The organism is Sphingomonas sp. PSPC2-2 (genome assembly GCF_049897725.1).
Lineage (GTDB): Bacteria > Pseudomonadota > Alphaproteobacteria > Sphingomonadales > Sphingomonadaceae > Sphingomonas.
Genome location: NZ_JAFCWU010000001.1, coordinates 16,818 through 38,797 on the forward strand (window position 1 = coordinate 16,818; position 21,980 = coordinate 38,797).

At 64.6% G+C, this 21,980-nt stretch carries 18 protein-coding genes; 5 read left to right on the forward strand and 13 right to left on the reverse strand.

Going from position 1 to position 21,980, the window contains the following annotated elements; translation table 11 throughout:
* The 8 genes from ACP7BY_RS00075 to ACP7BY_RS00110 all read right to left on the reverse strand — a co-directional run bounded on the left by ACP7BY_RS00075 (position 1) and on the right by ACP7BY_RS00110 (position 13,086).
* The gene (locus ACP7BY_RS00075; protein WP_137902270.1) at positions 1–1,110 is read right to left on the reverse strand and encodes an HlyD family secretion protein; all 1,110 of its coding nucleotides are present in this window, start codon (positions 1,108–1,110) and stop codon (positions 1–3) included.
* Positions 1,107–1,742 carry a CerR family C-terminal domain-containing protein gene (locus ACP7BY_RS00080; protein ID WP_033962958.1) on the reverse strand — a complete coding sequence of 212 codons (636 nt, stop codon included), beginning with the start codon at positions 1,740–1,742 and terminating at the stop codon, positions 1,107–1,109. Before ACP7BY_RS00080 ends, ACP7BY_RS00075 begins: the two co-directional genes overlap by 4 nt.
* 90 nt (positions 1,743–1,832) lie before the next feature.
* Positions 1,833–3,326: a flavin-containing monooxygenase gene (locus ACP7BY_RS00085; RefSeq protein ID WP_137902269.1), complete on the reverse strand. Its 1,494-nt coding sequence runs from the start codon at positions 3,324–3,326 to the stop codon at positions 1,833–1,835.
* A gap of 63 nt (positions 3,327–3,389) precedes the next feature.
* Positions 3,390–7,619 (reverse strand): translocation/assembly module TamB domain-containing protein, encoded by a 4,230-nt coding sequence (locus tag ACP7BY_RS00090; protein ID WP_033962960.1) that lies wholly within the window; start codon positions 7,617–7,619, stop codon positions 3,390–3,392.
* Positions 7,619–9,589 carry an autotransporter assembly complex protein TamA gene (locus ACP7BY_RS00095; RefSeq protein ID WP_231564800.1) on the reverse strand — a complete coding sequence of 657 codons (1,971 nt, stop codon included), beginning with the start codon at positions 9,587–9,589 and terminating at the stop codon, positions 7,619–7,621. The genes ACP7BY_RS00090 and ACP7BY_RS00095 overlap by 1 nt, the downstream gene beginning before the upstream one ends.
* A gap of 180 nt (positions 9,590–9,769) precedes the next feature.
* Entirely contained in the window at positions 9,770–11,881 is a 2,112-nt protein-coding gene (locus ACP7BY_RS00100) for a malate synthase G (protein ID WP_231564802.1), read from the reverse strand.
* An 87-nt stretch (positions 11,882–11,968) separates the two neighbouring features.
* The gene (locus ACP7BY_RS00105; protein ID WP_033962964.1) at positions 11,969–12,421 is read right to left on the reverse strand and encodes a MarR family winged helix-turn-helix transcriptional regulator; all 453 of its coding nucleotides are present in this window, start codon (positions 12,419–12,421) and stop codon (positions 11,969–11,971) included.
* Positions 12,418–13,086 carry a YoaK family protein gene (locus tag ACP7BY_RS00110; protein ID WP_033962989.1) on the reverse strand — a complete coding sequence of 223 codons (669 nt, stop codon included), beginning with the start codon at positions 13,084–13,086 and terminating at the stop codon, positions 12,418–12,420. Before ACP7BY_RS00110 ends, ACP7BY_RS00105 begins: the two co-directional genes overlap by 4 nt.
* Positions 13,087–13,192: 106 nt before the next feature.
* On the opposite strand from ACP7BY_RS00110, the gene hppD reads away from it, so the two are divergent.
* From hppD to ACP7BY_RS00130, 4 genes are all read left to right on the forward strand, one after another.
* Entirely contained in the window at positions 13,193–14,272 is a 1,080-nt protein-coding gene (gene hppD / locus ACP7BY_RS00115) for a 4-hydroxyphenylpyruvate dioxygenase (RefSeq protein WP_426287958.1), read from the forward strand.
* Between the two features lie 201 nt (positions 14,273–14,473).
* A complete protein-coding gene (gene hmgA / locus ACP7BY_RS00120; RefSeq protein ID WP_033964224.1) occupies positions 14,474–15,754 on the forward strand; it encodes a homogentisate 1,2-dioxygenase in 1,281 nt (426 codons plus the stop codon).
* 64 nt (positions 15,755–15,818) lie between these two features.
* On the forward strand, positions 15,819–16,526 hold the full coding sequence (gene gntA / locus ACP7BY_RS00125) for a guanitoxin biosynthesis heme-dependent pre-guanitoxin N-hydroxylase GntA (protein WP_033964225.1): 708 nt from the start codon (positions 15,819–15,821) through the stop codon (positions 16,524–16,526).
* The gene (locus ACP7BY_RS00130) at positions 16,523–17,137 is read left to right on the forward strand and encodes a DUF1989 domain-containing protein (protein ID WP_033964184.1); all 615 of its coding nucleotides are present in this window, start codon (positions 16,523–16,525) and stop codon (positions 17,135–17,137) included. The genes gntA and ACP7BY_RS00130 overlap by 4 nt, the downstream gene beginning before the upstream one ends.
* Here the strand turns inward: ACP7BY_RS00130 and ACP7BY_RS00135 are convergent.
* The 5 genes from ACP7BY_RS00135 to ACP7BY_RS00155 all read right to left on the reverse strand — a co-directional run bounded on the left by ACP7BY_RS00135 (position 17,118) and on the right by ACP7BY_RS00155 (position 20,801).
* The gene (locus ACP7BY_RS00135) at positions 17,118–18,536 is read right to left on the reverse strand and encodes a coniferyl aldehyde dehydrogenase (RefSeq protein ID WP_331386006.1); all 1,419 of its coding nucleotides are present in this window, start codon (positions 18,534–18,536) and stop codon (positions 17,118–17,120) included. The two genes, ACP7BY_RS00130 and ACP7BY_RS00135, sit on opposite strands and share 20 nt — an antisense overlap.
* Before the next feature lie 22 nt (positions 18,537–18,558).
* A complete protein-coding gene (locus ACP7BY_RS00140) occupies positions 18,559–19,020 on the reverse strand; it encodes a hypothetical protein (protein WP_033964187.1) in 462 nt (153 codons plus the stop codon).
* Positions 19,017–19,769 carry a prepilin peptidase gene (locus ACP7BY_RS00145; protein WP_033964188.1) on the reverse strand — a complete coding sequence of 251 codons (753 nt, stop codon included), beginning with the start codon at positions 19,767–19,769 and terminating at the stop codon, positions 19,017–19,019. The genes ACP7BY_RS00140 and ACP7BY_RS00145 overlap by 4 nt, the downstream gene beginning before the upstream one ends.
* A 67-nt stretch (positions 19,770–19,836) precedes the next feature.
* Positions 19,837–20,313, reverse strand: a complete 477-nt coding sequence (locus ACP7BY_RS00150) for a GNAT family N-acetyltransferase (protein WP_052192240.1) — start codon at positions 20,311–20,313, stop codon at positions 19,837–19,839.
* Positions 20,310–20,801 carry an SH3 domain-containing protein gene (locus ACP7BY_RS00155; RefSeq protein WP_033964189.1) on the reverse strand — a complete coding sequence of 164 codons (492 nt, stop codon included), beginning with the start codon at positions 20,799–20,801 and terminating at the stop codon, positions 20,310–20,312. Before ACP7BY_RS00155 ends, ACP7BY_RS00150 begins: the two co-directional genes overlap by 4 nt.
* 105 nt (positions 20,802–20,906) lie before the next feature.
* Between ACP7BY_RS00155 and ACP7BY_RS00160 the strand changes: the two genes are divergently transcribed.
* Positions 20,907–21,911, forward strand: coding sequence for a 2-hydroxyacid dehydrogenase (locus tag ACP7BY_RS00160; protein WP_409574473.1), 1,005 nt, complete (start codon positions 20,907–20,909; stop codon positions 21,909–21,911).
* Positions 21,912–21,980 lie beyond the last annotated feature (69 nt).

Consider the following 21,980-nt stretch of genomic DNA (forward strand, 5'->3'; position numbering starts at 1 on the left):
TTAGCGCACCTTGACCGTGGGGATCACCGACATGCCCGGACCCAGCGGATATTTGCGCGGATCGGGTGCGTTCTTGGTATCAAACTCGATCCGTACCGGTACCCGCTGAACCACTTTGACGTAGTTTCCGGTCGCATTCTGCGGCGGCAGCAACGCAAACGCCTGGCCCGCGCCGCGCTGGATCGAATCGACATGGCCCTTGAACTTGACGTTGGGATAGGCGTCGACCTTGATATCGACGGGGTCGCCCGCAGTCATGTCGCGGAGCTGGGTTTCCTTGAAGTTCGCGGTGATCCAGATGTGATCGGGCACGATCGCCATCAATTGCGTTCCCGGCCCGACATAAGAGCCGATATTGACCTGACGGTTGACCACTTGCCCGGCTACCGGCGCGACCAGCCGGTTGTCGCCCAGCGTAACATTGGCCTGCCGTACCGATGCCTGCCGCGCCTCGATCACCGCACGGGCGGCGGCGACCTGACGGCGCGCCACCGCGATATTGGCGCTGGCGCTATCGATCTGCTGGCGCGCCGCAGCCGCTTCCGCTGCAGTGGAGCGCGCGGTCGCCCGCGCCGCATCGAGCTGCTGCCCGGCGACCGCCGCCGGATCAATCCGGCGCAGCGCTTCATAGCGCGCGAGATCCTGCTCCGCCTTGGCGGCGCTGGCGAGCGGGGCTCGTGCCTGCGCGACGGCCTGGTCATGCGTTGCCTGGCTTGCCACGACTTGCGCGCGCGCCTGCTCGAACTGGGCTTCCGCCTGCTTTGCGTTGGCCTCGGCTTCGGCAACCTGCGCCTCTGGCCCGGACGGCTCGATCACCGCCAGCAACTGGCCGGGTTGGACGTGACGGTTATCGATATCGGCAACCGCCTTTAGCGTGCCCGCGACCTTCGGCGCGATCCGCACGATATGAGCGTCGACAAAGGCATCGTCGGTCGATTCATACTGCCGCGCGTCCAGATAATAGAGCACCGCTGCGACCACGATCACCCCGACCACCGGAATGACGATGACCCAGAACAGCGGCTTGCGAAAAATCGACGGCTTCGCAGGTGCTGCGGCCGCCGAGTTATCCTGATCGGCCTTGGCGTCGGGTTGGGGCGTATCGCTCATGAAAGCTCCTGTCGTTCGGCGATCAGCCGGTCGAGAATGGCATCGGTATTGGCTGCGATCCGCGCGCCGAGCGCGGCAATCGCGGAGGCGTCCAGATCGGCGCGCTGCATCAGCTTAAGGACTGTCGCACGGGAGGCACGCAGCGTGACCACCTGCCCAATCACGGTGATCACAGCCACGCGCGCGGTGTCGCCCTCGTCCCGCCCGGTTGCGATCTGAACGAGATTGACGAGCGTTTGGAGCATCGTCCCCATCATCCCGCCGTAGATGCGCTCGAACGCCGCGGTCGGCTCCATCTGCTCGCGAATGATGAACAGCGAGTAAGACGTGTTTTTCTGGCCCGTCATCTTGTCGATCAAGCTCGCAATGATCGCGTGGATCAGCGCACGGGCGGCCGCTGGCGTAATCGCTTCGGGCACCCCGCCGCCCGCCAGATGCGATAGGGTATCGCCCATTTGCGCAGCGATATGGTCGGCGGCAGCCAGATACAGCCCTTCCTTGCCGCCAAAGTGATAGGTGATCGATGACATGGCCGTGCCGGCGGCGGCGGCGATGCTGCGCGTGCTCGCGCCTTCCAACCCCTTGGTGGCGAACTCCGCGATCGCGATTTCAAGAAGGCGCTGTTGAACCACAGTTTGTCGATAGTTCGTTCGAACGAACAAGGCAATCGGCAAATTGTGCAGCGCCGCAAAAACGCCTCTGCGCGCCTCAGGTTGCGCAGCTCAGGCGGTTATTCGGCTCTGCGCCGCACGGGTGGCCTCAGGAGTCGCAGGATTGGAAAACTCCATCCCGTCATCGACCGATCCATAGCGCAGCGCCAGCAGGTCTCGCGCGTAGTTTTGATGAACCCGCCAAGGTGTCTTGCTGCCCTGTTTCGGGAACTTTTCCATCGCACGGGTCACATAGCCCGAGCTGAAGTCCAGGAACGGCGCTGGCGTCAACGCAGCGTCGCCAACGCGCGGGGTTGCCTGTCGCAACCCGCGCTTCTTCATCGTGTTGAGCAGCCGACAGACATAGGCGCACGTCAGATCCGCCTTCAGCGTCCAGGATGCGTTGGTATAGCCGAACGAGGTCGCCATGTTGGGCACGTCGGAAAACATCATGCCTTTGTAATTGAAGGTTTTCGAAAGATCGACCGGGGCACCGTCGACGCTGAACGTTACGTCGCTCAACAATTGCAGCTCCAGCCCGGTCGCCGTCACCACCACGTCGGCGGGCAGTTCCGCGCCCGATTGCAGGGCGATCCCGTCATGGGTGAAATGCGCGATCGTGTCGGTGACCACCGAAGCCTTGCCACTCTTGATCACCGCGAACAGATCGGCGTCCGGCACCAGACACAGCCGCTGGTCCCACGGATTGTAGCGCGGCGTGAAATGCGTCGCGACGTCGTAATCGGCACCAAGCTCGCCCCGCACCATTTCGATCAAACGCTCCTTGGTCTTTTCCGGGCGTTTGCGGGCGAGGTTGAAGAAGAACATCTGGAACAGCACATTGCGCCAGCGCACGAGACTGTACGCCAGTTTTGCGGGCAATTTGGCGCGCAGCCAATTGGCCGTCGCGTCTTCGGCCGGTCGCGACACGACATAGGTCGGCGAGCGTTGCAGCATCGTGACGTGCGCGGCACTCTCCGCCATGGCGGGCACCAGCGTCACCGCGGTTGCCCCGCTGCCGATCACCACCACCTTCTTGCCACTATAATCGAGGTCGGCGGGCCAGAATTGCGGATGGACGATCCGCCCGCCGAAATCCTCCATGCCCGGCCACTCGGGCGAATGGCCGCGCGCGTAATTGTAATAGCCGCTGCACATAAAGAGGAAATTGCAGGTGAAAGCGACCGGCCCATCCGGCCCGTCCGCCTCGACGGTCCAGCGCGCGTCTGCCGTCGACCAGGCGGCGCGTTTTACGTGATGACCAAAGCGAATGTGACGATCGATACCATAGTCGCGCGCGGTATCGCTGACATACTTCAAAATCGAGGGACCATCGGCGATCGCCTTCGCCTCGGTCCACGGCTTGAACGCATAGCCCAGCGTGAACATGTCCGAATCCGAACGGATGCCGGGATAGCGAAACAGGTCCCATGTCCCGCCCAATGCCGCTCGCCCTTCGAGAATCACATAGCTTCGGTCGGGGCATTGCGTTTGCAAATGATAGCCCGCGCCGATCCCGGAAATTCCCGCACCGACAACGACGACGTCGAAATGTTCCATGCTCATAATCGCTCTCCGTAGGATACCCGATATTCGATTTTCGGGCGGACGGAAAGAGATGCGTTGCGATTAGAAATCTTTCTTGTAGCGCACCGTGATGTTCGACCCGCCAAACGAGCCAGCTTGCGACAGCACGCTGAGCGCCTTGGTCAGCGACACTTCCAACTGCGTGGCGGTGAAGCCGCGTGCATCGGTAATCACCTCCACATAGATGTTGTTGGTGATGTATTTGCCCGCCGCCAGCGACGTGCTGCGCCCGGTGGCGCTGTCCGCCCCGAGAATGCGCAAGCGGTCGATCCCCGCCACCGAGCGCAGCTTGCCAAGCGGATTGAGCCCGCCGCCCGACCCGCGCAACGAATTGAGCGCAGCGGCAAGCTGGATCGCCTGGATCGCCGATAGATTGGTGACCGAACTGCCGAACAGCAACCGGCTGAGCACCTCATCCTGTGGCAAAGCGGGGGTGGAGTTGAACGCGATTTGCGGCTTCTGGCCCGTGCCCGAGACATCGATCACCACGGTGATGCCGTTGGTGGTGGTCGTGGCACTCAGCGCAATTTGCGGATCGATCAAAGCGCCGCCGTCGAAGCGGACATCGCCCTTGGTGACGTCGAAGCGCTTGCCGGCGAAGGAATAAGTGCCGCGAACGATTTCGAGATTGCCGGTTACGCGCGGGGCCAGCGAGGTGCCGACGACGCGCAAATCCGCTTGCCATTCGGATTCGAGCCCCATGCCAGAGACGAACAACTGGTTGTCGGCGCGCACACGCAGATCGAGCTTGAACAGCCCGACCGGTTCGGCGGGCGCGGTTGCCTGGGCATTGGCCTTGGTGAGGTCGCTCTTGCGGCGGACGCCGGTCAATTCCGCGACGTCGGCCTGCCCCTGACGGATGATCTCGTAGCGTGCATTCGGGATGCGCAAATCGCCCTTGATCAGCCCGCCATTCGCCTTGCTATTGGTGATCGCGATGGTGCCGGTCGCGGTCGCGCCGAGCGCATCGCTGCTGGCGAGCCGCGCGTTGTTGAGCGTCGCGCGCACGTCGATCGGGAAGCCCGCTGCCGCCGAAAATCCGACCGATCCCTGCCCCTGCACGGTCCCCTCGCCCGCCCGCGCCGACAATTGGGTGATCTCCAGCCGATCATTGGTGAAGCGACCCGCGAGCTTCATCTGCGTGAGCCGCGTGCCATAGACTTCGTTGTCATAGGTCAGCGAATCCGCGCGGAGCAGACCGGTCAGTTGTGGTGCATCCACCCTGCCCGCAAAATCGGCCGCGACCGCAATTGGCCCCGACAGTTGCTGGCGCGACAGGCCGGCAAAGGAGAAGAGCACGCCCGAGGGGCCATTGTAGCGGATTCCACCCGACAAGGGGGCCGCCATCAGCCGCTGCGTCCAGTCACTACCGCCACCGAGCGATCCGAGCGTAACCACCAAGCGCCCGATCGTGGTGCCGCCCCGCTGCACGAGCGCACGAATATCGCCGCCATTGCCGTTCAGGCCGATTTGCGTGATCAGATCGACGGGTTCGGATACGCTCGCCAGGCTCGACCGGGTAAACCGCGCGACGCGGAATTGCCCGGCGATGGTCGGCACTGCGGCCCCGCGCGGCTGGGTATAATCGAGCGAGCCCGTTGCGGAACCGCCGAAACCGAGATCCGGCACGATAGCATTGGCGACCGACAGGTCCAGCGCATCGAGCCGCAGTTTGGCAACCAGCCCCGCGCCATAATCGGCAGCAATGCGCGCGCTGCCCTTGTCGAAATCGATCCGCGTCGGCTGGAGATGATAGGTCCCGCGCTCGATCGCGATCCGCGCGGGCGTGCCGGTCTTGAAACCGATGCCGTTGGCCTGGCCCTGCGCCGCGACCAGCCACAAGGTTGGGCTCAGCCGCGCATTGGCCGCAATATGGAACGGCACGCCGTTCGAGCCCGAAGCCACCGCCTGAGCGGTCCCGTTGCCATTGACGTAATGGATCTTCGCGCGCGCGCTCGACAGCACCGCCGCGCCGTAGCGCAAATCGGCGACTTGCGCGTCGGCGATAATCTGCGGCGCATTCGGATAGAGGATCGCCTGTGCGTTGACGATCGCGCGCCCGATGGTGAAATCGACCGCGCCCGGAACCTTGGCATTGCTCGCCCGCGCGGCGACATCGACGCGCTGCACCTTGCCCTGCGCGCCAAGCAGCGCGGCACCGCTAATCCCAGATCCGGCGAACTGAACGCGCCCGGCAAACGGCCCGGCGGGGAGTTGCTGCAGCTTGCCCGTGACATCGACCCCGGCAAAACGTGCCTTGCGGATGTCGATTGCCAATTGCGTGCCGGGCGTGACGTTTAGGTCGGCGGTGAACGGGCCATATTGCGTCCCGCCCTTGGCGAGCACGGCATAAGACGATCCCGTCCCGCGTACCGTCGCTTCCAGATCGACCAGTCCCACCCCAACGCCGGGGCGCGGCGCGCGCAGCAGCACGACCGGCTTGGTCGCGGTGCCCGTGACGCGGGCGAAGAGCGGGCCATATTGGGCCGAATACGCATCCGCTTCGACCAGCAACGGGCCCTTTGGATCATAGCGCCCCTGCCCACGCGTCACGCGGAACTGCGGCGCGGCCAAATGCAGGTTGCGAAAAGTGACGATGCCGTTCGGGTCGTAGCCGACGTCCGCCGTCACCACCGCATTTCCACCGAGGAAACTGCGCGCGCCTTCGTTGAAGATTTGCGATGTCCTGGCGGCGACGTGGCCGGTGATCCCAAACCCGCCGCTCGCTACCGTTACCAATTTGGCGTCGGTGCGCAGCGACACGATGCCGACGCCATCGATCCGGTAATTATTGACCCGCCCGTTAAGAGCACCGCGATACAGTCCGGTCTTGAGATTGGCGACGACCAAAGCTGTCGCGTCGATCTTGTTCGAGCGAATCCGCAAATTGTCGGACAGCAGCGTGTTGCCGGTGATCGCGATATCGCCATTGATCGCGACATTGTCGAGCAAGCCACCCGCCGCCGCATTGAGCCCGGTGACGCGCGCGGCGCGGGCGGAGAGCGGGACGATGATATGGTCGGCGTTCACCCGCGCCAGCCCCGACGCGTAGAGCCGCTCGACCTGCGTCTCGCCAAAGCCCAGTACACCCGCCGTCACGACATAATTGACCGTCGGCGTGGCGAATTTGCCGTCGAGCACCACGCGCGCCGCGACATCGCGCCCGCGCAAATTGGGGGCAATCGCGCCCGGCGTCAGCAACTTCGCATCGACCGCGAATTGGCCGAAACGACTCTCGGCAAGGTCGAGCAAGCCCTTGGCATTCAGCGCCAGCGCATCGGAGCGCAGCGCCCCCGACAGCGTCAGCCGTCGCTGGTCGAGCGTGGCGCTAAGCGAGACCTGCACGCGCGGCGCGGTCAGCCGGGCCAGCGGGTTGATCGCGCTCGCCTCGGTCTTGGGTGCGCCGCCGGGATACAGGCCCGGATTGGCGAAGCCGCGCACGGTGAAGGTGCCGCTGTTCGCGGTCAGCGCCAGATCGGTGAACGACGCGCCGCCCAGCGTGCCGGTCGCCTTGCCCTGCCATGCCTTCCAGCTACCCTTGCCGCCAATGCTGAAATCGAGCGGTGCCTTCAGCCCGCTCATGCTGGCGACCACCCCCGTTGCCGGGGCAACCAGATGCGCATCGAGGTCGAGCCGGTTTGCATCGGGCACGGCGTCGAGCTTGAAGTTCAGCCGATCGCCGCCCGCAATACCGCGCCCGGCCAGCGCGACGACGCTGGCGCTCACTTGCGCACGCCGCTCGGCAATGTGGGTTGCGCCGTCGATCTTCAGGATATGCACCGCCCCCGTCACCGGTTGCGCGAGCACCATCCGCGCGACGGTCAAGCGCCCGATATCGATGTCCAGATCGGGCAGGATTGGCGCATTGGGGTCGCTCGGCACCGCCTTGAAGGCCGGGGAGCGTTGCATCGTCACCAGCGCCGCCTGCGCCGAGCGCACGTCGATATGGTTGCCGAGATAGGCGAACGGTCGCCAATCGACCGCGATGCGCGGCGCGGTCAGGAACACGCCCTTGGGGTCGCTCACCCGTACATCGGTCAACACCATTGCGCCGTACAGCGAGCCCTCGATCCGCCCGACCTTGATGTTGAGGCCAGAGGCCGTGGTGTAGCCGCCCAGCGAATTGGCGATGATCCTGCGCCCAGGTGCGGTGTTGAGCCCAAGCACCAGCACCCCGGCCAGCACGACCAACCCCAGCAGCGCAAGCCCAACCCATTTAAGGGCTCGCTGCCACAAGGGAGGACGGGCGATGACGACTGTCTCTTCGGTCATCAGAAAGCCTGCCCGATGGAAATGTAGAGCGCGATCTTGCCATCGCCCTTGCGCGGGTTGAGCGGCGTCGCGACGTCAAAGCGCAGCGGCCCGAAATTGGTGTAGAAGCGCCCGCCAATCCCGGCCCCGAAGCGCAAGTCGGTCGCCTTGGGCAACACGCTCTCATAGGCATTGCCGCCATCGAGGAAGGGCACGATGCCGAAATTGCCGAAGCGATAGCGTGCCTCCAGCGCGAATTCGTTGATCGATCGACCGCCGACCGGATCGCCATTGGGATCGAGCGGCCCGAGCCGTTGATAGCCATAGCCGCGCACCGATCCCCCGCCGCCGCCATAATAGCGCCGCGACGGGGCAAGATCGTCCCGATCCGTCCCGACGATCGACCCGGCGCGGACGCGCCCCGCCAGCACGATGCTGTCGCCGATCGGATAATAGCCGCTCGCTTCTACAAGCGTCCGCGCATACGGCCGGACCGCACCCCGCACCGAAGTTTCCGGACTGAGGCTGAGCTTCAGGCGATACCCCTTGGTCGGGTTGAGCAAGCTGTCCGAACGGTCGAATTCCACCTGCCCCGGAAGCGCCGCGATAAAATAGGTCGCCCGCCGCCGCGCACCGCGCCCGAAATCATAGACGCTTTCGTTGGTGCCAGTCAGTTCGAACCCATAGGCATAAGTGAATTTCTTCTGCCAGATCGGCGTGGAATCATACGAGATCCGGCCCGACAGCGTCGTCGTAAAGGCGTCGAAGGCATCGTAATTGGAATGGTCTGCGCCAGCCGTGATCGTCAAGGTCCGGTCGCGCCGTCCGGCGTTTGAGCGGCGGAAGGTGGCGGTGGCCCCTTGCTCCTGCGTGCCCGCCACCGCCGTCACGATCAGCGCGCCTTCGGGTGGGAACAGGTTGCGATGCGTGAACGATCCTTCCAGCCGGATGCCCTGCCCTGTGCTATAACCGCCGCTGACCGCCACCGAGCGCGGCGGTCCCCGTTCCTGCTGCACCAGCAGGTTGACTGCCTCGGTGCCATCGGGGTTGATATTGCCGGTGCGGACCGGCTCCACCGAAACGGTCGAGAACAAACCTGTCGCCACCAGCGCCGCGCGCAAATCGTCGACCTTGCGATTGTCGTACAACTCGCCGGGCTTGAAGCGAGTCAGCACGCCGACATGCGCCGCGCCGAACGCCAGCCGCCCCTCGGTAGTGAAGGTGCCGAACGAGGATCGCGGACCGACATCGACCGGCAAGGTGTAGTCACCGGTTCCAGCAACGTCATCGAGCAGGATGTCGCGCTGCCCGACCTTGGCAAAGGGATAACCACGCTGCGGCAGGACCAGCGCGACATTGGCTTCCGCGCCCTGCACCCGCTCGGCCTCGATTGCTTCACCGCTGTGCAGCGGGAGCAAACTCTCAACCAATCCGGGCGGAACCGTGGGTGCCGCCTGCACAGCGATCGAGCCAAACTTATATTGCTTGCCCGGTGTTGCCGAAACGATTGCGCGGACCCGTGCGGTGTCTCCGGGAATTTGCTCGATCGTCGAAATCGCGGTGCCGTCATAATATCCGAGCGACTTCATCAAGCGGACCGCGAGATCTTCGTCCTCGCGCCCGCGCGCCGAGACGACGGTGGCATTGGCCGCCTTGCCATCGCCGCCTTTGAGCGCCGACAGGCTGTTGAACTTACCCGCGAGCCCCAACGTATCCAGCCCACGCACGACGGTGTCGTAGCGGATGTCGGGAGCCTTCGTGTCCTTGACGGTCACGTCGACGAGCGGCGTCGAATCGAACACCTGCAACGCCGGCAGCGGCTGCGTCAATTCTGGCGGCACCGTTTCCGCGGGCACCATCGGCGCAGTCGGCGGGACGATCGGGGCAAGCGGCTCCAACGGCGCATTGATATCGCTCGACAGCGGCGGCAGCGCCTTGTCGAACGTGTCGTCAGCGACGATCGGTGGCTCGGTCGACGGGGGCGTGCCCATCTTCGGGGTCGGAACAGGGATTGCGGGCTGCGCCTGCTGCACGCCGCCAGCGGCTACAGCAATCAGTCCCGTTGAAAATAACAGCAAACCCAAAACCCGCGCTTCCCCGCTTCATGTCAGAGGGTCTCGCGAATCCAGCCCCCGCTTTCCCGTCTAACGCGCCAAGCGGAATAGGTTTCCCTAAACCGCCTTCGCCCGCAACCGATAGGCGTGGAGCAACGGCTCGGTATACCCGTTGGGCTGGGAAATCCCTTCGAACACCAACGCACGCGCCGCCTGCCAGGCGAGGCTTTCAGGGTGTCCGCTCATCGGCCGGTACAGTGGATCATCGGCATTTTGCGCATCGACCTTCGCCGCCATGCGCGCAAAGGCGGCATCGACGTCTTCGGTCGTCGCAACGCCGTGCAAAAGCCAGTTGGCGATATGTTGTGAGGAAATCCGCAGCGTCGCGCGATCCTCCATCAGGCCGATATCGTGGATGTCGGGCACCTTCGAACACCCCACCCCCTGATCGATCCAGCGCACGACATAGCCGAGAATGCCCTGCGCATTATTGTCCAGCTCGGCACGGACTTCCTCGGGCGTCCAGTTACGACCGACCGCGACCGGTACGGTCAGCAGCGGCGTCAGCCCCGGCACCGCTTCCCTGGCGATCTCGCGCTGCCGCGCAAACACATCGACCTTGTGATAGTGCATCGCGTGCAGTGTGGCCGCCGTCGGCGACGGCACCCAGGCGGTGTTCGCCCCCGCCATGGGATGGCCGATCTTCTGTACCATCATGTCGGCCATGCGATCGGGTGCGGCCCACATGCCCTTGCCGATCTGCGCCTTGCCGCTCAACCCCGCCGCCAGCCCGATGCGGACGTTGCGATCCTCATAGGCCTTGATCCAGTCGCTGGATTTCATCTCGGCCTTGGGGATCATTGGCCCTGCGCGCATCGCGGTGTGCATTTCGTCGCCGGTGCGATCGAGGAAGCCGGTGTTGATGAAGACGATCCGGTCCTTCACCGCTGCGATACAGGCGGCGAGATTGGCGGAGGTGCGGCGCTCCTCGTCCATCACGCCGACCTTGATCGTGTGCCGCGTCAGACCCAGCAAATCCTCGACCGCATCGAACAAGGCGTTGGTGAAGCCGCATTCGGTTGGCCCGTGCATCTTGGGCTTGACGATATAGACCGATCCCGCGCGGCTGTTGCGGAAGGTGCCCAGCCCACGCAGATCGTACAGCGCGATCGTGCTGGTGACGATCGCGTCGAGGATCCCCTCGGGCGCATCGCCGCCATCGGCGAGCCGGATCGCCGGGGTTGTCATCAAATGCCCGACATTGCGCACGAACAACAGGCTGCGCCCGGGGAGCACCAGCCCGTCATCATAGACGCGATCGGGGTTGAGCCGACGCGTGACGGTCTTGCCGCCCTTTTCGAACGCCTCCGCCAGATCACCCTTCATCAGCCCAAGCCAATTGGCATAGGCCGCAACCTTGTCCTCGGCATCAACCGCCGCGACCGAATCCTCCAGATCGCAAATCGTGGTCAGCGCGGATTCAAGGATGACATCGGCGATCCCGGCCCGGTCCTCGCGCCCGATCGGATGATCACGATCGACCACCACTTCGATATGCAGCCCGTGGTGACGCAGCAGGAGTGATCGATTGGAACGCCCAACGATCTCACCGCCACCATCGCGCCCGAGAACAGTTAGATTTGCAGCAAGATCGGCGACGGAGTCGCCCTTGAGGTCATCCCATTTGCCTTGGATCAGCGGCACCGCCTCGTCGAGAAACGTCTTGGCCGCCGCGACGACTTGCCGTCCGCGCACGGGATCATAACCGCCCGGCACCGCCATCCCCGGCAACGCATCTGTGCCATAGAAGGCGTCATACAGGCTGCCCCAGCGCGCATTGGCGGCGTTGAGCAGGAAGCGCGCATTCAGGATCGGCACGACCAGTTGCGGCCCGGCCATCGTCGCCACCTCGGCGTCGACATTTTCGGTGCCGATCGTGAACGGCGCAGGTTCGGGAACGAGATAGCCGATCTCGCGCAGGAACGCCTCGTCCACCGGCTCGCCCGCCTGATAGCGCGCGTCGATCTGCGCCTGCAGTGCATCGCGCACGCCAAGCAGCGCCCGGTTTTGCGGGGCAAACGCATCGTAAATCGCCGCCACGCCCTGCCACCAGCCACCAGGCTCGATTCCGAGCCCGGGAAGTACGCGCTCCTCGATGAAACCAGCCAGTGGTGCTGCGACCGAGAGTCCGGCGCGGTCGAGCATGACGGGGACAGGCGTAGCGGTCATGGGAACATCCTCCTGAAAAGCAGCACGGCCTGGGGAGGGCTATGCGGCGCTTAGGCCACCAGCCCCCCGCCCTTCAACCCCCATCGTTCAACCGCGATCCGCATCGAAGGGAGCCGCCGACGCCTCGATCCGGTCAAGCATCTCGCGAAAACTGGCGATTTCTTTCGCGGAAAAGCCTTCAAAGACTTGCGCTTCCAACTCGAGCGCCTTGGGCGCGACATCCTCGTACAGCGCCCGCCCGGTGCTGGTCAGCATCAGCAGATGCGAGCGCTGGTCGCCCGGATTGGGCTTCCGCGCGACCAGTCCGCGCTCGACCAGCGCGGTCGCGGCGCGGCTGACCGTCACCTTGTCCATGCGCGTCGCCACCCCCAGCGCTTGTTGGGTAATGCCGTCATGCTCGGCGATGATCGCAATCAGCCGCCACTCCGGAATCTTGAGACCAAACAACGCCTGATATGCACTCGCAATTGCCGCCGATACGCGGTTGGAGGCGATCGACAACCGATAGGGCAGGAATTGGTCGAGCTTCAGGCCGGTCACGCCGCGTCCTCGGCGATCGGCACCCCGAACAGCACCTCGCCGTGGAAAAGCGTAAAAACCGCCAGCACGACCAGGACCGCCGATGCGATCCACAATCCACCAAAGCCAAGCAGCGGGAAGGTTGCTGCCCCCGTGATCGCGCCCCCGACCAACCCGATCCACAAATAGAAATGCGGCAGCCACGCCCAGCGCGGGCCGCCAAGCACCGCCGCCGCCAGCCTTTGCCCCAGTTTGACCAGCGTTCCCGTCATATAGGTCAAGCCGAGCCGCACCTCGCCATCCTCTTCAAACACGGTATTCTCCGCGCCCATCGCCAGCGCCATGAGGCCGGCCGCGCTCCAGACCGCACCGAATTGCCCTGCCGTTCCGGCAAGCGCGAGCAAGAGCGCCATCCAAGCCAAAATCAGCGGGTGACGATACCGCCCCGCCATGCGACCGATCATCGACCCGATCACCACACCGCCGACAAAGGTCGCGATCAATTGCAGTGCAAACAGCGCCGCCGCGTGATGCTGCGCAACGCCGACCGCAAGCCGGGTCGAATTGCCGCTCATGAACGACACGAAAAAGCCGCCAGTCGCGATAAACCCGATCGCATCGACAAAGCCCGCCAGGGCGGACAGGCAGACGGCAAAGCTGCGTTGGCGGGCATCGTAACGGATCACCGGCTTTGTGTATCGGGCCAACGCGGCCCCGTCATCCCCCGCTGGACGTTCGTCGCGATCACAGGTATAGTTTCATTTGTTACCAGTTTCGCCGGAGCACAGACCGATGACGACCCATGCGACCAAGCCTGAAAACCCGATGGGCCTTAACGGCTTCGAATTCGTCGAATTCACCTCGCCCGATCCGGAGGCGCTGGCCGACTTGTTCGTGAAGATGGGCTTTACCCATGTCGGTACGCACAAATCGAAGAATGTCCGGCGCTATGCGCAGGGCGACATCAACTTTCTGCTGAATATGGAGAATGCGGGCCAGGTCGCGGGTTTCCGCAACGCGCACGGCCCCTCGGCCAATGCGATGGCCTTCCGCGTTGCCGACGCCGACGCCGCCTTGAAGCTGGCGCTGGAGCGCGGTGCGACGGCGGTGTCCGGCGCGCATGGCCCCGGCGAGCTCGATATTCCCGCGATTGAGGGGATTGGCGGAGCGAACCTCTATCTGGTCGACAAGCATGGCGGCGAGACGATCTACGACACCGATTTCCTGCCCACCGGCGCGACCGCCGAAGACCATAGCGTTGGCCTGCACACGCTCGACCATCTGACGCACAATCTGCAACGTGGGCGGATGGCCTATTGGGCGGAGTATTACGAGCGCATCTTCAACTTCCGCCAGATCCGCTATTTCGACATTGAGGGGCAGTCGACCGGCCTGTTCTCCAAGGCGATGACCGCGCCCGACGACAAGATCCGCATTCCCTTGAACGAGAGCCAGGACGAGCATTCGCAGATCGAGGAGTTCATCAAGGACTATAAGGGCGAAGGCATCCAGCACCTTGCACTGTCAACCGACGACATCTTCGCCACGGTCGATGCGCTGCGCGCCAATGGCATCCGCTTCCAGACGACGCCGCAGACCTATTTCGACCTGATCGACAAGCGCTTGCCCGGCCACGGCCATGACGTCGCCGAAATGCGCAAGCGCGACATCCTGATCGACGGCGCGCCCGAAACGGGTGGCGGGCTGCTGCTGCAGATCTTCACCGAGAATATGGTCGGCCCGATCTTCTTCGAGATCATCCAGCGCAAGGGCAATGACGGCTTTGGCGAGGGCAATTTCAAAGCGCTGTTCGAGAGCATCGAACTCGACCAGATCCGCCGCGGCGTGGTGCCGGGCAAGGTCGAGGCCTGAAACCTTCTCCCTCGCCCCTGGATAGGGGAGAGGGATACCGCAGCTTGGTCCCGCTTCTTCAGCGGGGCCTAGCGGAGGTTGGGAGAGGGGTCGATCGCGCGAGGCCGCACACTTTGCCGCCCCTCTCCCCAGCTTCGCTAGGCAGCAAGCTGCCAAGCTGCGCTACCCTCTCCCCGCCAGGGCGAGGGAGAAAGGGAGATGATGACCCACTACATGACCGGCTTCGGCAACCATTTCGCCACCGAGGCCGTGCCCGGTGCCCTCCCCCTTGGCCGCAATTCGCCGCAACGCCCGGCGTTCGGCCTCTATGCCGAGCAGTTGAGCGGCACCGCCTTCACCGCGCCGCGCCACGAAAATCGCCGGTCGTGGCTCTATCGCTTGCGGCCGTCCGCCGCGCATCCGGCGTTCACGCGCTATGACGGCGCGCCGTTGTTCACCGCAGCCCCATCGGACGCCCCGCTCGCGCCCAATCGCTTGCGCTGGGGGCCACTCGACGGCGTGGATGCCGACTGGCTCGATTCGCTCACTACCATGATGGTGGCAGGCGATGGCGCGCGCGCGCAGACCGGCGTCGCGATGCACCTCTATCGCTGCACCAAGGACATGGTGAACCGCGCCTTCGTTTCGGCCGATGGCGAAGTGCTGATCCTGCCCGAACAGGGCGCGCTAACGCTGCTGACCGAATTGGGGCGGATCGACGTCAAGCCGGGCGAGATCGCGCTGATCCCCCGCGGCGTGCGCTTCCGCGTCACCCTGCCCGATGGCTCCGCGCGCGGCTATGTCGCCGAAAATTACGGGGCACCGTTCCGCCTGCCCGATCTCGGGCCGATCGGTGCCAACGGCCTAGCCAATCCGCGCGATTTCGAAACGCCGGTCGCCTGGTATGAGGATGTCGAGGGCGACTATCAGCTCGTGCAGAAGTTTCTGGGCACGCTGTGGGAGACCAATCTCGGCCGATCGCCGCTCGACGTGGTGGCATGGCACGGCAATTACGCGCCGTGGAAATATGATCTGGCGCACTTCAACACGATCGGCAGCATCAGCTTCGATCACCCCGACCCCTCGATCTTCACCGTGCTGACCTCGCCCAGCGACATGCCCGGCACGGCCAATGTCGATTTCGTGATCTTCCCGCCGCGCTGGCTGGTGGCGGAGGACACCTTCCGCCCGCCCTGGTTCCATCGCAACACGATGAGCGAGTGCATGGGGCTGCTGCGCGGCGCGTATGATGCCAAGGTCGGCGGCTTCGTTCCGGGGGCACTGTCGCTGCACAATCAGATGAGTGGGCACGGGCCGGATGTTGCGAGTTGGCAAGGCGCGAGCGCAGCCCATCTCATTCCCCAGAAGCTCAGCGACACGATGGCGTTCATGATCGAAAGTCGCTGGGTGTTCCGGCCGACCGACTTTGCGCTCGAGACCAGCGCGCTGGATGCCGATTATGATGCGGCGTGGGGCGGCTTTCCCAAGGCGATACTTCCCTGATGACTTGATCCCGATCAGTAGCATTTTCGGGAACTTAGCGGGAGGTTTGCTCGTCTTGACGAACATGCCAACGCCCATCACCCCCCTATTTCCCTGGCAGCACCGCGCGCAGGGCGACTTTCAGGCTCTGCTCGACGCGCATGTCGCGGCGGCGGATTTTCCCTGTGTCGGCGCAAAAGCGGCGCTCGCCAAGGGCACTCTGTCGGTGCTGGCGTGCGACCGGATCGACAGTGCATGGGACGATTTGCGCATCCATGATGGGTTGCTGCATTTTGCCAAGGCCTATCGCGAGCAGCCAAGCCTGTTTCGCAGCTTCGCGGTGATCTTCGACGGACCCGACACTCTATCCGAGGAAGCGTTCGAAGCGGCACTGTGGGAGCGTGCGCAATCCTTGTCGGATAAGGACGTCTGGCGCGGCCAGGGCTATGATCGCGCGGTAAGCGCCGATCCGGAAAGCGCGCATTTCTCGCTGAGCTTTGGCGGCGAAGCGTTCTTCATCGTCGGGCTGCACCCGCGCGCCAGCCGCCCGGCGCGCCGCTTTGCGCGGCCGACCATGGTGTTCAACCTGCACGACCAGTTCGAGACGCTGCGGGCGCAAGGCCGCTATGAAGGCATGCGCGAGAAGATCCTGGTTCGGGACGAAGCCTTGGCCGGATCGCGCAACCCAATGCTCGCGCGGCACGGCGACGCGAGCGAGGCGCGGCAATATAGCGGGCGCGCGGTGGAGGATGGCTGGAAGTGTCCATTCCATTATTCGGGATCGCCCGAATGAGCGCCACGATCGAAATCCCCGAGCGCAGCGGCACCGCTTTCCGTCTTGCCAAAGGTGACACTCTGACGGTGATCGATCCGCGCGGGCGTCAGGTGGCCGATCTGCTCGCCTTTAACGCTAGCGACCTCGACGAGGTGATCTCGTCGGGACGGACCCTCGATTATGCCGAGACGATCTATCTGACCACCGGGCACATGCTCTATTCCAATCGCTCGCAACCGATGTTGGAGATCGTCGCGGATACGGTCGGGCGGCATGACTTCCTGCTGACGCCGTGTTCGCACGACACCTTCGCCCATTTCTACCCTGACCTGCCAACGCATCGCGGTTGCTTCGGCAATCTTGCCGAAGCGCTGGCACCCTATGGCATCACGCCCGATCGCATCCCGGTGGCGTTCAATTGCTTCATGAACGTGCCGGTCGACGGTGCCACAGGGAAGCTCGAAGTGCTGCCGCCGATCAGCCAGGCGGGCGACCATATCGTGTTCCGCGCGGCGATGGACCTGGTCGTCGGCCTCACCGCCTGCTCGGCCCCTGCGAGCAATGGCGGAAGCTTCAAACCGATCCACTACCGGGTGGACACGGCTTCCGTCACTTCATCTGCCGCTTGACGCTGGCCATCGTCGCCTTGCCGTAGGGCGGCTTGAGCCCGGCGAGTTTCGCGACGTCGAGCTTGGCTTGTTTGAACACCGCTTTGCCGTGGCTGAAGGTCTTGAAGCCGTCAAAGCCGTGATATGAGCCCATGCCCGATGGCCCGATGCCGCCAAAGGGTAGCTCTTCCATCGAGACATGGAAGACCACGTCGTCGAGCGTCACACCGCCGGAAATAGTACGATCGAGGACCGTGCGACGCTCGCTCTCATCTGGCCCGAAATAATAGAGGCCGAGCGGACGGTCGCGGCGATTGACCTCGGCGATCGCGCTGTCGATGTTAGTATAGCGCCGCACCGGCAGGATCGGTCCGAACAGTTCCTCCTGCATCACGATCATGTCGTCGGTTGCGTTGCGGACGATGTGGAGCGGCATCTTGCGCGCGTTGGACCCGGCGAAATCCTCATTGGCGGGGTTGACCGTCTCCACCGTCGCGCCCTTGGCGCGGGCATCGGCGACCCAGTCCTGCAGGCGCTGGTGGTGGCGGTCGTTGATGATGGCGGTGTAATCGGGGTTGGCGAGCAAAGTCGGGTACATGCTCGACACCGCCGCTTTCAGCCCGTCGACCACGGCTTGCTCCTGCGCCTCGGGCACCAGCATGTAATCGGGCGCCAAGCAGATTTGCCCGGCGTTGAGCATCTTGCCGATCGCCACGCGCTCGGTTGCGCGCGCGATGTCGGCGTCCTTGCCAATGATAACGGGCGATTTGCCGCCCAGTTCCAGCGTCACCGGCGTCAGATTGTCGGCAGCGGCGTGGAGGATATGCCGCCCGATCCCGGTCGCGCCGGTGAAGATCAGATGGTCGAAGGGCAATTCGGAAAAAGCCTTGCCCACCTCCGGCCCGCCGCTGAAGAAGGCCAGTTCCTCGATCGCGAAATATTTGGGGCTGACTTCTTCGAACAACGCCGCCGTGCGCGCGGTGAATTCGCTGGTCTTGACCATCGCGCGGTTGCCGGCCGCGAAAATGCCAGCGATCGGGCCCATCACCAGATTGACCGGGAAATTCCACGGCGCGATCACCCCGACCACGCCCTTGGGCTGATACTCCACCCAGGCACGGGCGCCGAGCAGCCCCAGCGGAAATTGCACCGCGCGCGTGTCGCGCCGTGCCCAGCGATCGAGCGATTTGATGGCGTGCTTGATCGGCGCGATCGATGCCGCGATATCGGTCAGCATCGATTGCTCGCGGCTGCGATGCCCGAAATCCTCGCTCAGCGCATCGCAAAAGGCAGCGGCATTGTCGGCGATCATCGCCGCCGCACGCGCGAGGCGATCCTTGCGGACCGCCAGACCAACCGGGAGTTCGGCCATGAACGCCGCGCGTTGCCGCGCCAGCACATCCTGCATCGTCATCCTCATCCCCTTTTGGAGTGTTATCGTATCACGTCGCGCAGCCGATCAAACCTCCGACCGGAATCACTACCGTATCCTGCCCGGCGCGATCGAGCTGCAACAAGCCTTCGGTCACCACCGCGCCACCGCTGATCGATTCGCGCGTCTCGATCTTCATCGTCAGCTTCGCAGATATCCCGGCGGCACCATAGTCATTGCTCTCGCCAAAGCCGAAGCCGCCCGCCCCGGTCTGGCTATTGCGATCAAGATCGGTGATCGTCCCACCGATCGACAGACGCAGGCGCGCCGGATCGGCCTGCGCCATCGCCACCAGCGCGCGCGTGCCGCTCGCCGTCCATAGATAGGCGGCGCAGCCCTTGGCCGGGAGATCCTGCCGAGGAATGGCCCCAAGCGGCAGACCATCGATCGAGGACGGCAGCGGAGTCGGCGTCGGCGCGCTTTGCGGAGCGGCAGCGAGCAGCAACGGCGCGAGCGGGAGAAGCGCTTTCATGCGGCCAAACCTAACAGGAACAGCCACGCCGGGTAAGCCGCGATCGCCAGCAGCGCGCCGAACGGCAACCGATCGCCAAGCGATGCGGCGCGCCCGCGCATCATCCCGAACAACACCACCGTCAGCCCGGTCAGCGCCGCGAGCAACACCACCACCGGCAACATCCGCCAGCCAAGCCACAGCCCGATCGCGCCGAGCAGCTTGGGGTCGCCGCCACCCAGCCCGTCGCGGTGGCGCAGCGCCTTGTAACCCGCCCCGACCATCCACAAGGCGGCAAATCCGCCGACGCCACCGATCACGCGTTCGGTAAGCGTCGGCTCAACCCCCAACATGCCGGTCGCAAGCCCCGCCCCTGCCAGCGTCGCGGTCAGCGCATCGGGCAACCAGAATTCAGCAATGTCGAGTGCCGCCAGCGTTAGCAGCAACCAGCCAAACACCGCCCCGGCCAGCCCCGTCGGCCCCGGCACGGCGAGCCCCGCCAACAGCCCGATCGCCACACAGCCCAGCTCGATCTGCCAGTGTCGCGGGTCGATAGCGGCACTACACGCGCGACACCGCCCTCGCGACAGCGCCGCACTCAGCAACGGGATCAGATCGCGCGGGGCCAGCGTGACCCCGCACGCATCGCACCGCGACCGTCCACGCGCGACCGATCGCCCCTCCGGCCAGCGCACAACGATCGTGGCCAGAAAGCTTCCGACGATTGCGCCCAAGGCTGCCAATGCCAAAAGCCAAAGCCAGTCGGTCATGGGAAGGTGGCGGATTCGGGCACGGTGGCCGGGCCTCGACGCCCGCGCCGGTCGCCGGACTCCATGCTCACAGCGCTCGGGTGAAATAGGTGGAGAAGGCGACGTCGCTATACCCGTTGAACGGCCCGCACGGTGTAAAGCCAGCGCGTGCATAGAGCGCACGTGCCGCTGCAAACGGAGCGTTGGAGCCCGTCTCCAGGCTCAATCGCCCATAACCGCGCTGTCGCGCGACCTCGATCACATGGTCCAGTAGGTGGGCCGCGACGCCTCGCCGCACCTGCTCCGGCGCAGTGCGCATCGACTTCACTTCGCCGTGCGTCGCATCGAGCTCCTTCAGCGCCGCCATGCCGAGCAGGGTCTCTTTCTCCCATGCCGTCCACAGCGTCACCCGAGGATCGCGCAACCCGCTGAGGTCGAGCGCGAAGACGCTGCCCGGCGGCGAATTTTCGTGCGCCGCGCGCAAATGCAGTTGGACCAGCGCGACGACATCGGGATGCGTAAGATCATCCCGGATGATCCGCCAGCCTGCCGCGCTGCCGCTCAATTCAGCGTCTCGCCCGGCTCCACGCCCCACAAATGCACCGCCTCGACGAAACCGCCGCGACCGCGCACATCAAAATAGCACCAGCCCTGCGCGCATTTGCTGATCCGTCCGACCACACCCGGAGCCGCGCGCCACAGCACCCGTCCGGCATCGCGCGGCGAATCGCGCAGCTCGGCGACGGTGCCCATCACCAGTGCCGTCCGCGTCTCCCGGATCAACGTGCCCATCATCCAGCCTTGCGTGCCGTCCGGATCTTCGACCTTATACCATTGCCCACGACCATAAATGTCGAGCACCTTCACCGGCAGATCGGCCCGCTGATACAGCCAGCTCGACGGATAGGTGCGTGCCGGGCCGGTGCGCATCCGCGCCTTGCCCGCGCCGATCGAGGCGAAATAGGGCGGCTTCTTCTGCACCAGCCCCGCCACCGACGGCACCGCCAGCGCCCCCCCCAACACCGCCAGCAAAACTCTGGCTCGCAACCGCATCTCAATCCCCCACAAAATCCGTCGCCGTTTACAGTGGAAGCACGGCGCGCTTCAACACCCGTTGACGCCGCCAGACACCTCCGCCAAGCCTTGGCCATGCCCGAAATGACACGTGCCGCGAACCCGAGAGTGCCCAACCCGAAGGTTTGGGTGACCCGCGAATTGCCCGATGCGGTAATGGACCGCATGGAGCAATTGTTCCACACCACTATCCACCGCGGCCCCGCCGCCCTTACCCGCGATGAACTCGCCGCCGCCATGGCGGAATGCGATGTGCTGGTGCCCACAGTCACCGACGAAATCGATGCCGGGCTGATCGCAAGCGCGGGACCCGCGTTGAAGCTGATCGCAAATTTCGGCGCGGGCGTGAACCATATCGACCTGAAGGCAGCCCGCGCGCGCGGCATCATCGTCACCAACACCCCCGGCGTACTGACCGAGGACACCGCCGACATGACGATGGCGTTGATCCTGTCGGTGCCGCGCCGCCTGGCCGAGGGCGAGAAGCTGGTGCGGTCCGGCGAATGGAAGGGCTGGACGCCGGGCGGGATGCTCGGCCACCGCATTGGCGGCAAGGCGCTCGGCATTCTCGGCATGGGGCGGATCGGCCAGGCGGTCGCAAGGCGGGCGCGCGCCTTTGGGCTGACGATCCATTATCACAATCGCCTCCGCCTGCCCAAGGTGGTCGAAGCCGAACTGCAGGCGCAGTGGCACCCCAATCTCGACGAGATGCTGTCGACGATCGACATTCTGACCATCCACACCCCGCGCAACCCCGATAGCGAAGGGCTGATCGACGCTGGCCGGATCGCGCTGTTGCGGCCGCATGTCTATGTCATCAACACCTCACGCGGCGGGATCGTCGACGAAGGCGCGCTGATCGTGGCGCTGGAAGGCGGACGGCTGGCCGGGGCCGGGCTCGATGTATGGCAGCACGAGCCGCAAATCGACCCGCGCCTGCTCGCCTTGCCCAATGTCGTGATGACCCCGCACATGGGCTCCGCCACCTTCGAGGGACGGCTGGCGACGGGCGAGAAAGTTATCGCCAACATCCGCATGTGGGCCGACGGTCACCGCCCGCCCGATCAGGTGCTGGAAGGCTGGGCCTGAGCGCTCTTTGCTCATCCCCGCCGGAACGAGCCACGATCTTGTCGGTGCCCGTTCCGGTGGTCTTAAGCG

What these genes read in the sequence shown, in the direction of transcription:
- ACP7BY_RS00130 (WP_033964184.1), top strand. Translation starts at nt 16,523, where the DNA reads ATGAGCGCCACGATCGAAATCCCCGAGCGCAGCGGCACCGCTTTCCGT.
- ACP7BY_RS00140 (WP_033964187.1), bottom strand. Translation starts at nt 19,020, where the DNA reads ATGAAAGCGCTTCTCCCGCTCGCGCCGTTGCTGCTCGCTGCCGCTCCG.
- ACP7BY_RS00155 (WP_033964189.1), bottom strand. Translation starts at nt 20,801, where the DNA reads ATGCGGTTGCGAGCCAGAGTTTTGCTGGCGGTGTTGGGGGGGGCGCTG.
- gntA (WP_033964225.1), top strand. Translation starts at nt 15,819, where the DNA reads ATGCCAACGCCCATCACCCCCCTATTTCCCTGGCAGCACCGCGCGCAG.
- ACP7BY_RS00100 (WP_231564802.1), bottom strand. Translation starts at nt 11,881, where the DNA reads ATGACCGCTACGCCTGTCCCCGTCATGCTCGACCGCGCCGGACTCTCG.
- ACP7BY_RS00160 (WP_409574473.1), top strand. Translation starts at nt 20,907, where the DNA reads ATGACACGTGCCGCGAACCCGAGAGTGCCCAACCCGAAGGTTTGGGTG.
- ACP7BY_RS00095 (WP_231564800.1), bottom strand. Translation starts at nt 9,589, where the DNA reads ATGGGCACGCCCCCGTCGACCGAGCCACCGATCGTCGCTGACGACACG.
- ACP7BY_RS00075 (WP_137902270.1), bottom strand. Translation starts at nt 1,110, where the DNA reads ATGAGCGATACGCCCCAACCCGACGCCAAGGCCGATCAGGATAACTCG.
- hppD (WP_426287958.1), top strand. Translation starts at nt 13,193, where the DNA reads ATGACGACCCATGCGACCAAGCCTGAAAACCCGATGGGCCTTAACGGC.
- ACP7BY_RS00145 (WP_033964188.1), bottom strand. Translation starts at nt 19,769, where the DNA reads ATGACCGACTGGCTTTGGCTTTTGGCATTGGCAGCCTTGGGCGCAATC.
- ACP7BY_RS00090 (WP_033962960.1), bottom strand. Translation starts at nt 7,619, where the DNA reads ATGACCGAAGAGACAGTCGTCATCGCCCGTCCTCCCTTGTGGCAGCGA.
- hmgA (WP_033964224.1), top strand. Translation starts at nt 14,474, where the DNA reads ATGACCCACTACATGACCGGCTTCGGCAACCATTTCGCCACCGAGGCC.
- ACP7BY_RS00085 (WP_137902269.1), bottom strand. Translation starts at nt 3,326, where the DNA reads ATGAGCATGGAACATTTCGACGTCGTCGTTGTCGGTGCGGGAATTTCC.
- ACP7BY_RS00135 (WP_331386006.1), bottom strand. Translation starts at nt 18,536, where the DNA reads ATGAGGATGACGATGCAGGATGTGCTGGCGCGGCAACGCGCGGCGTTC.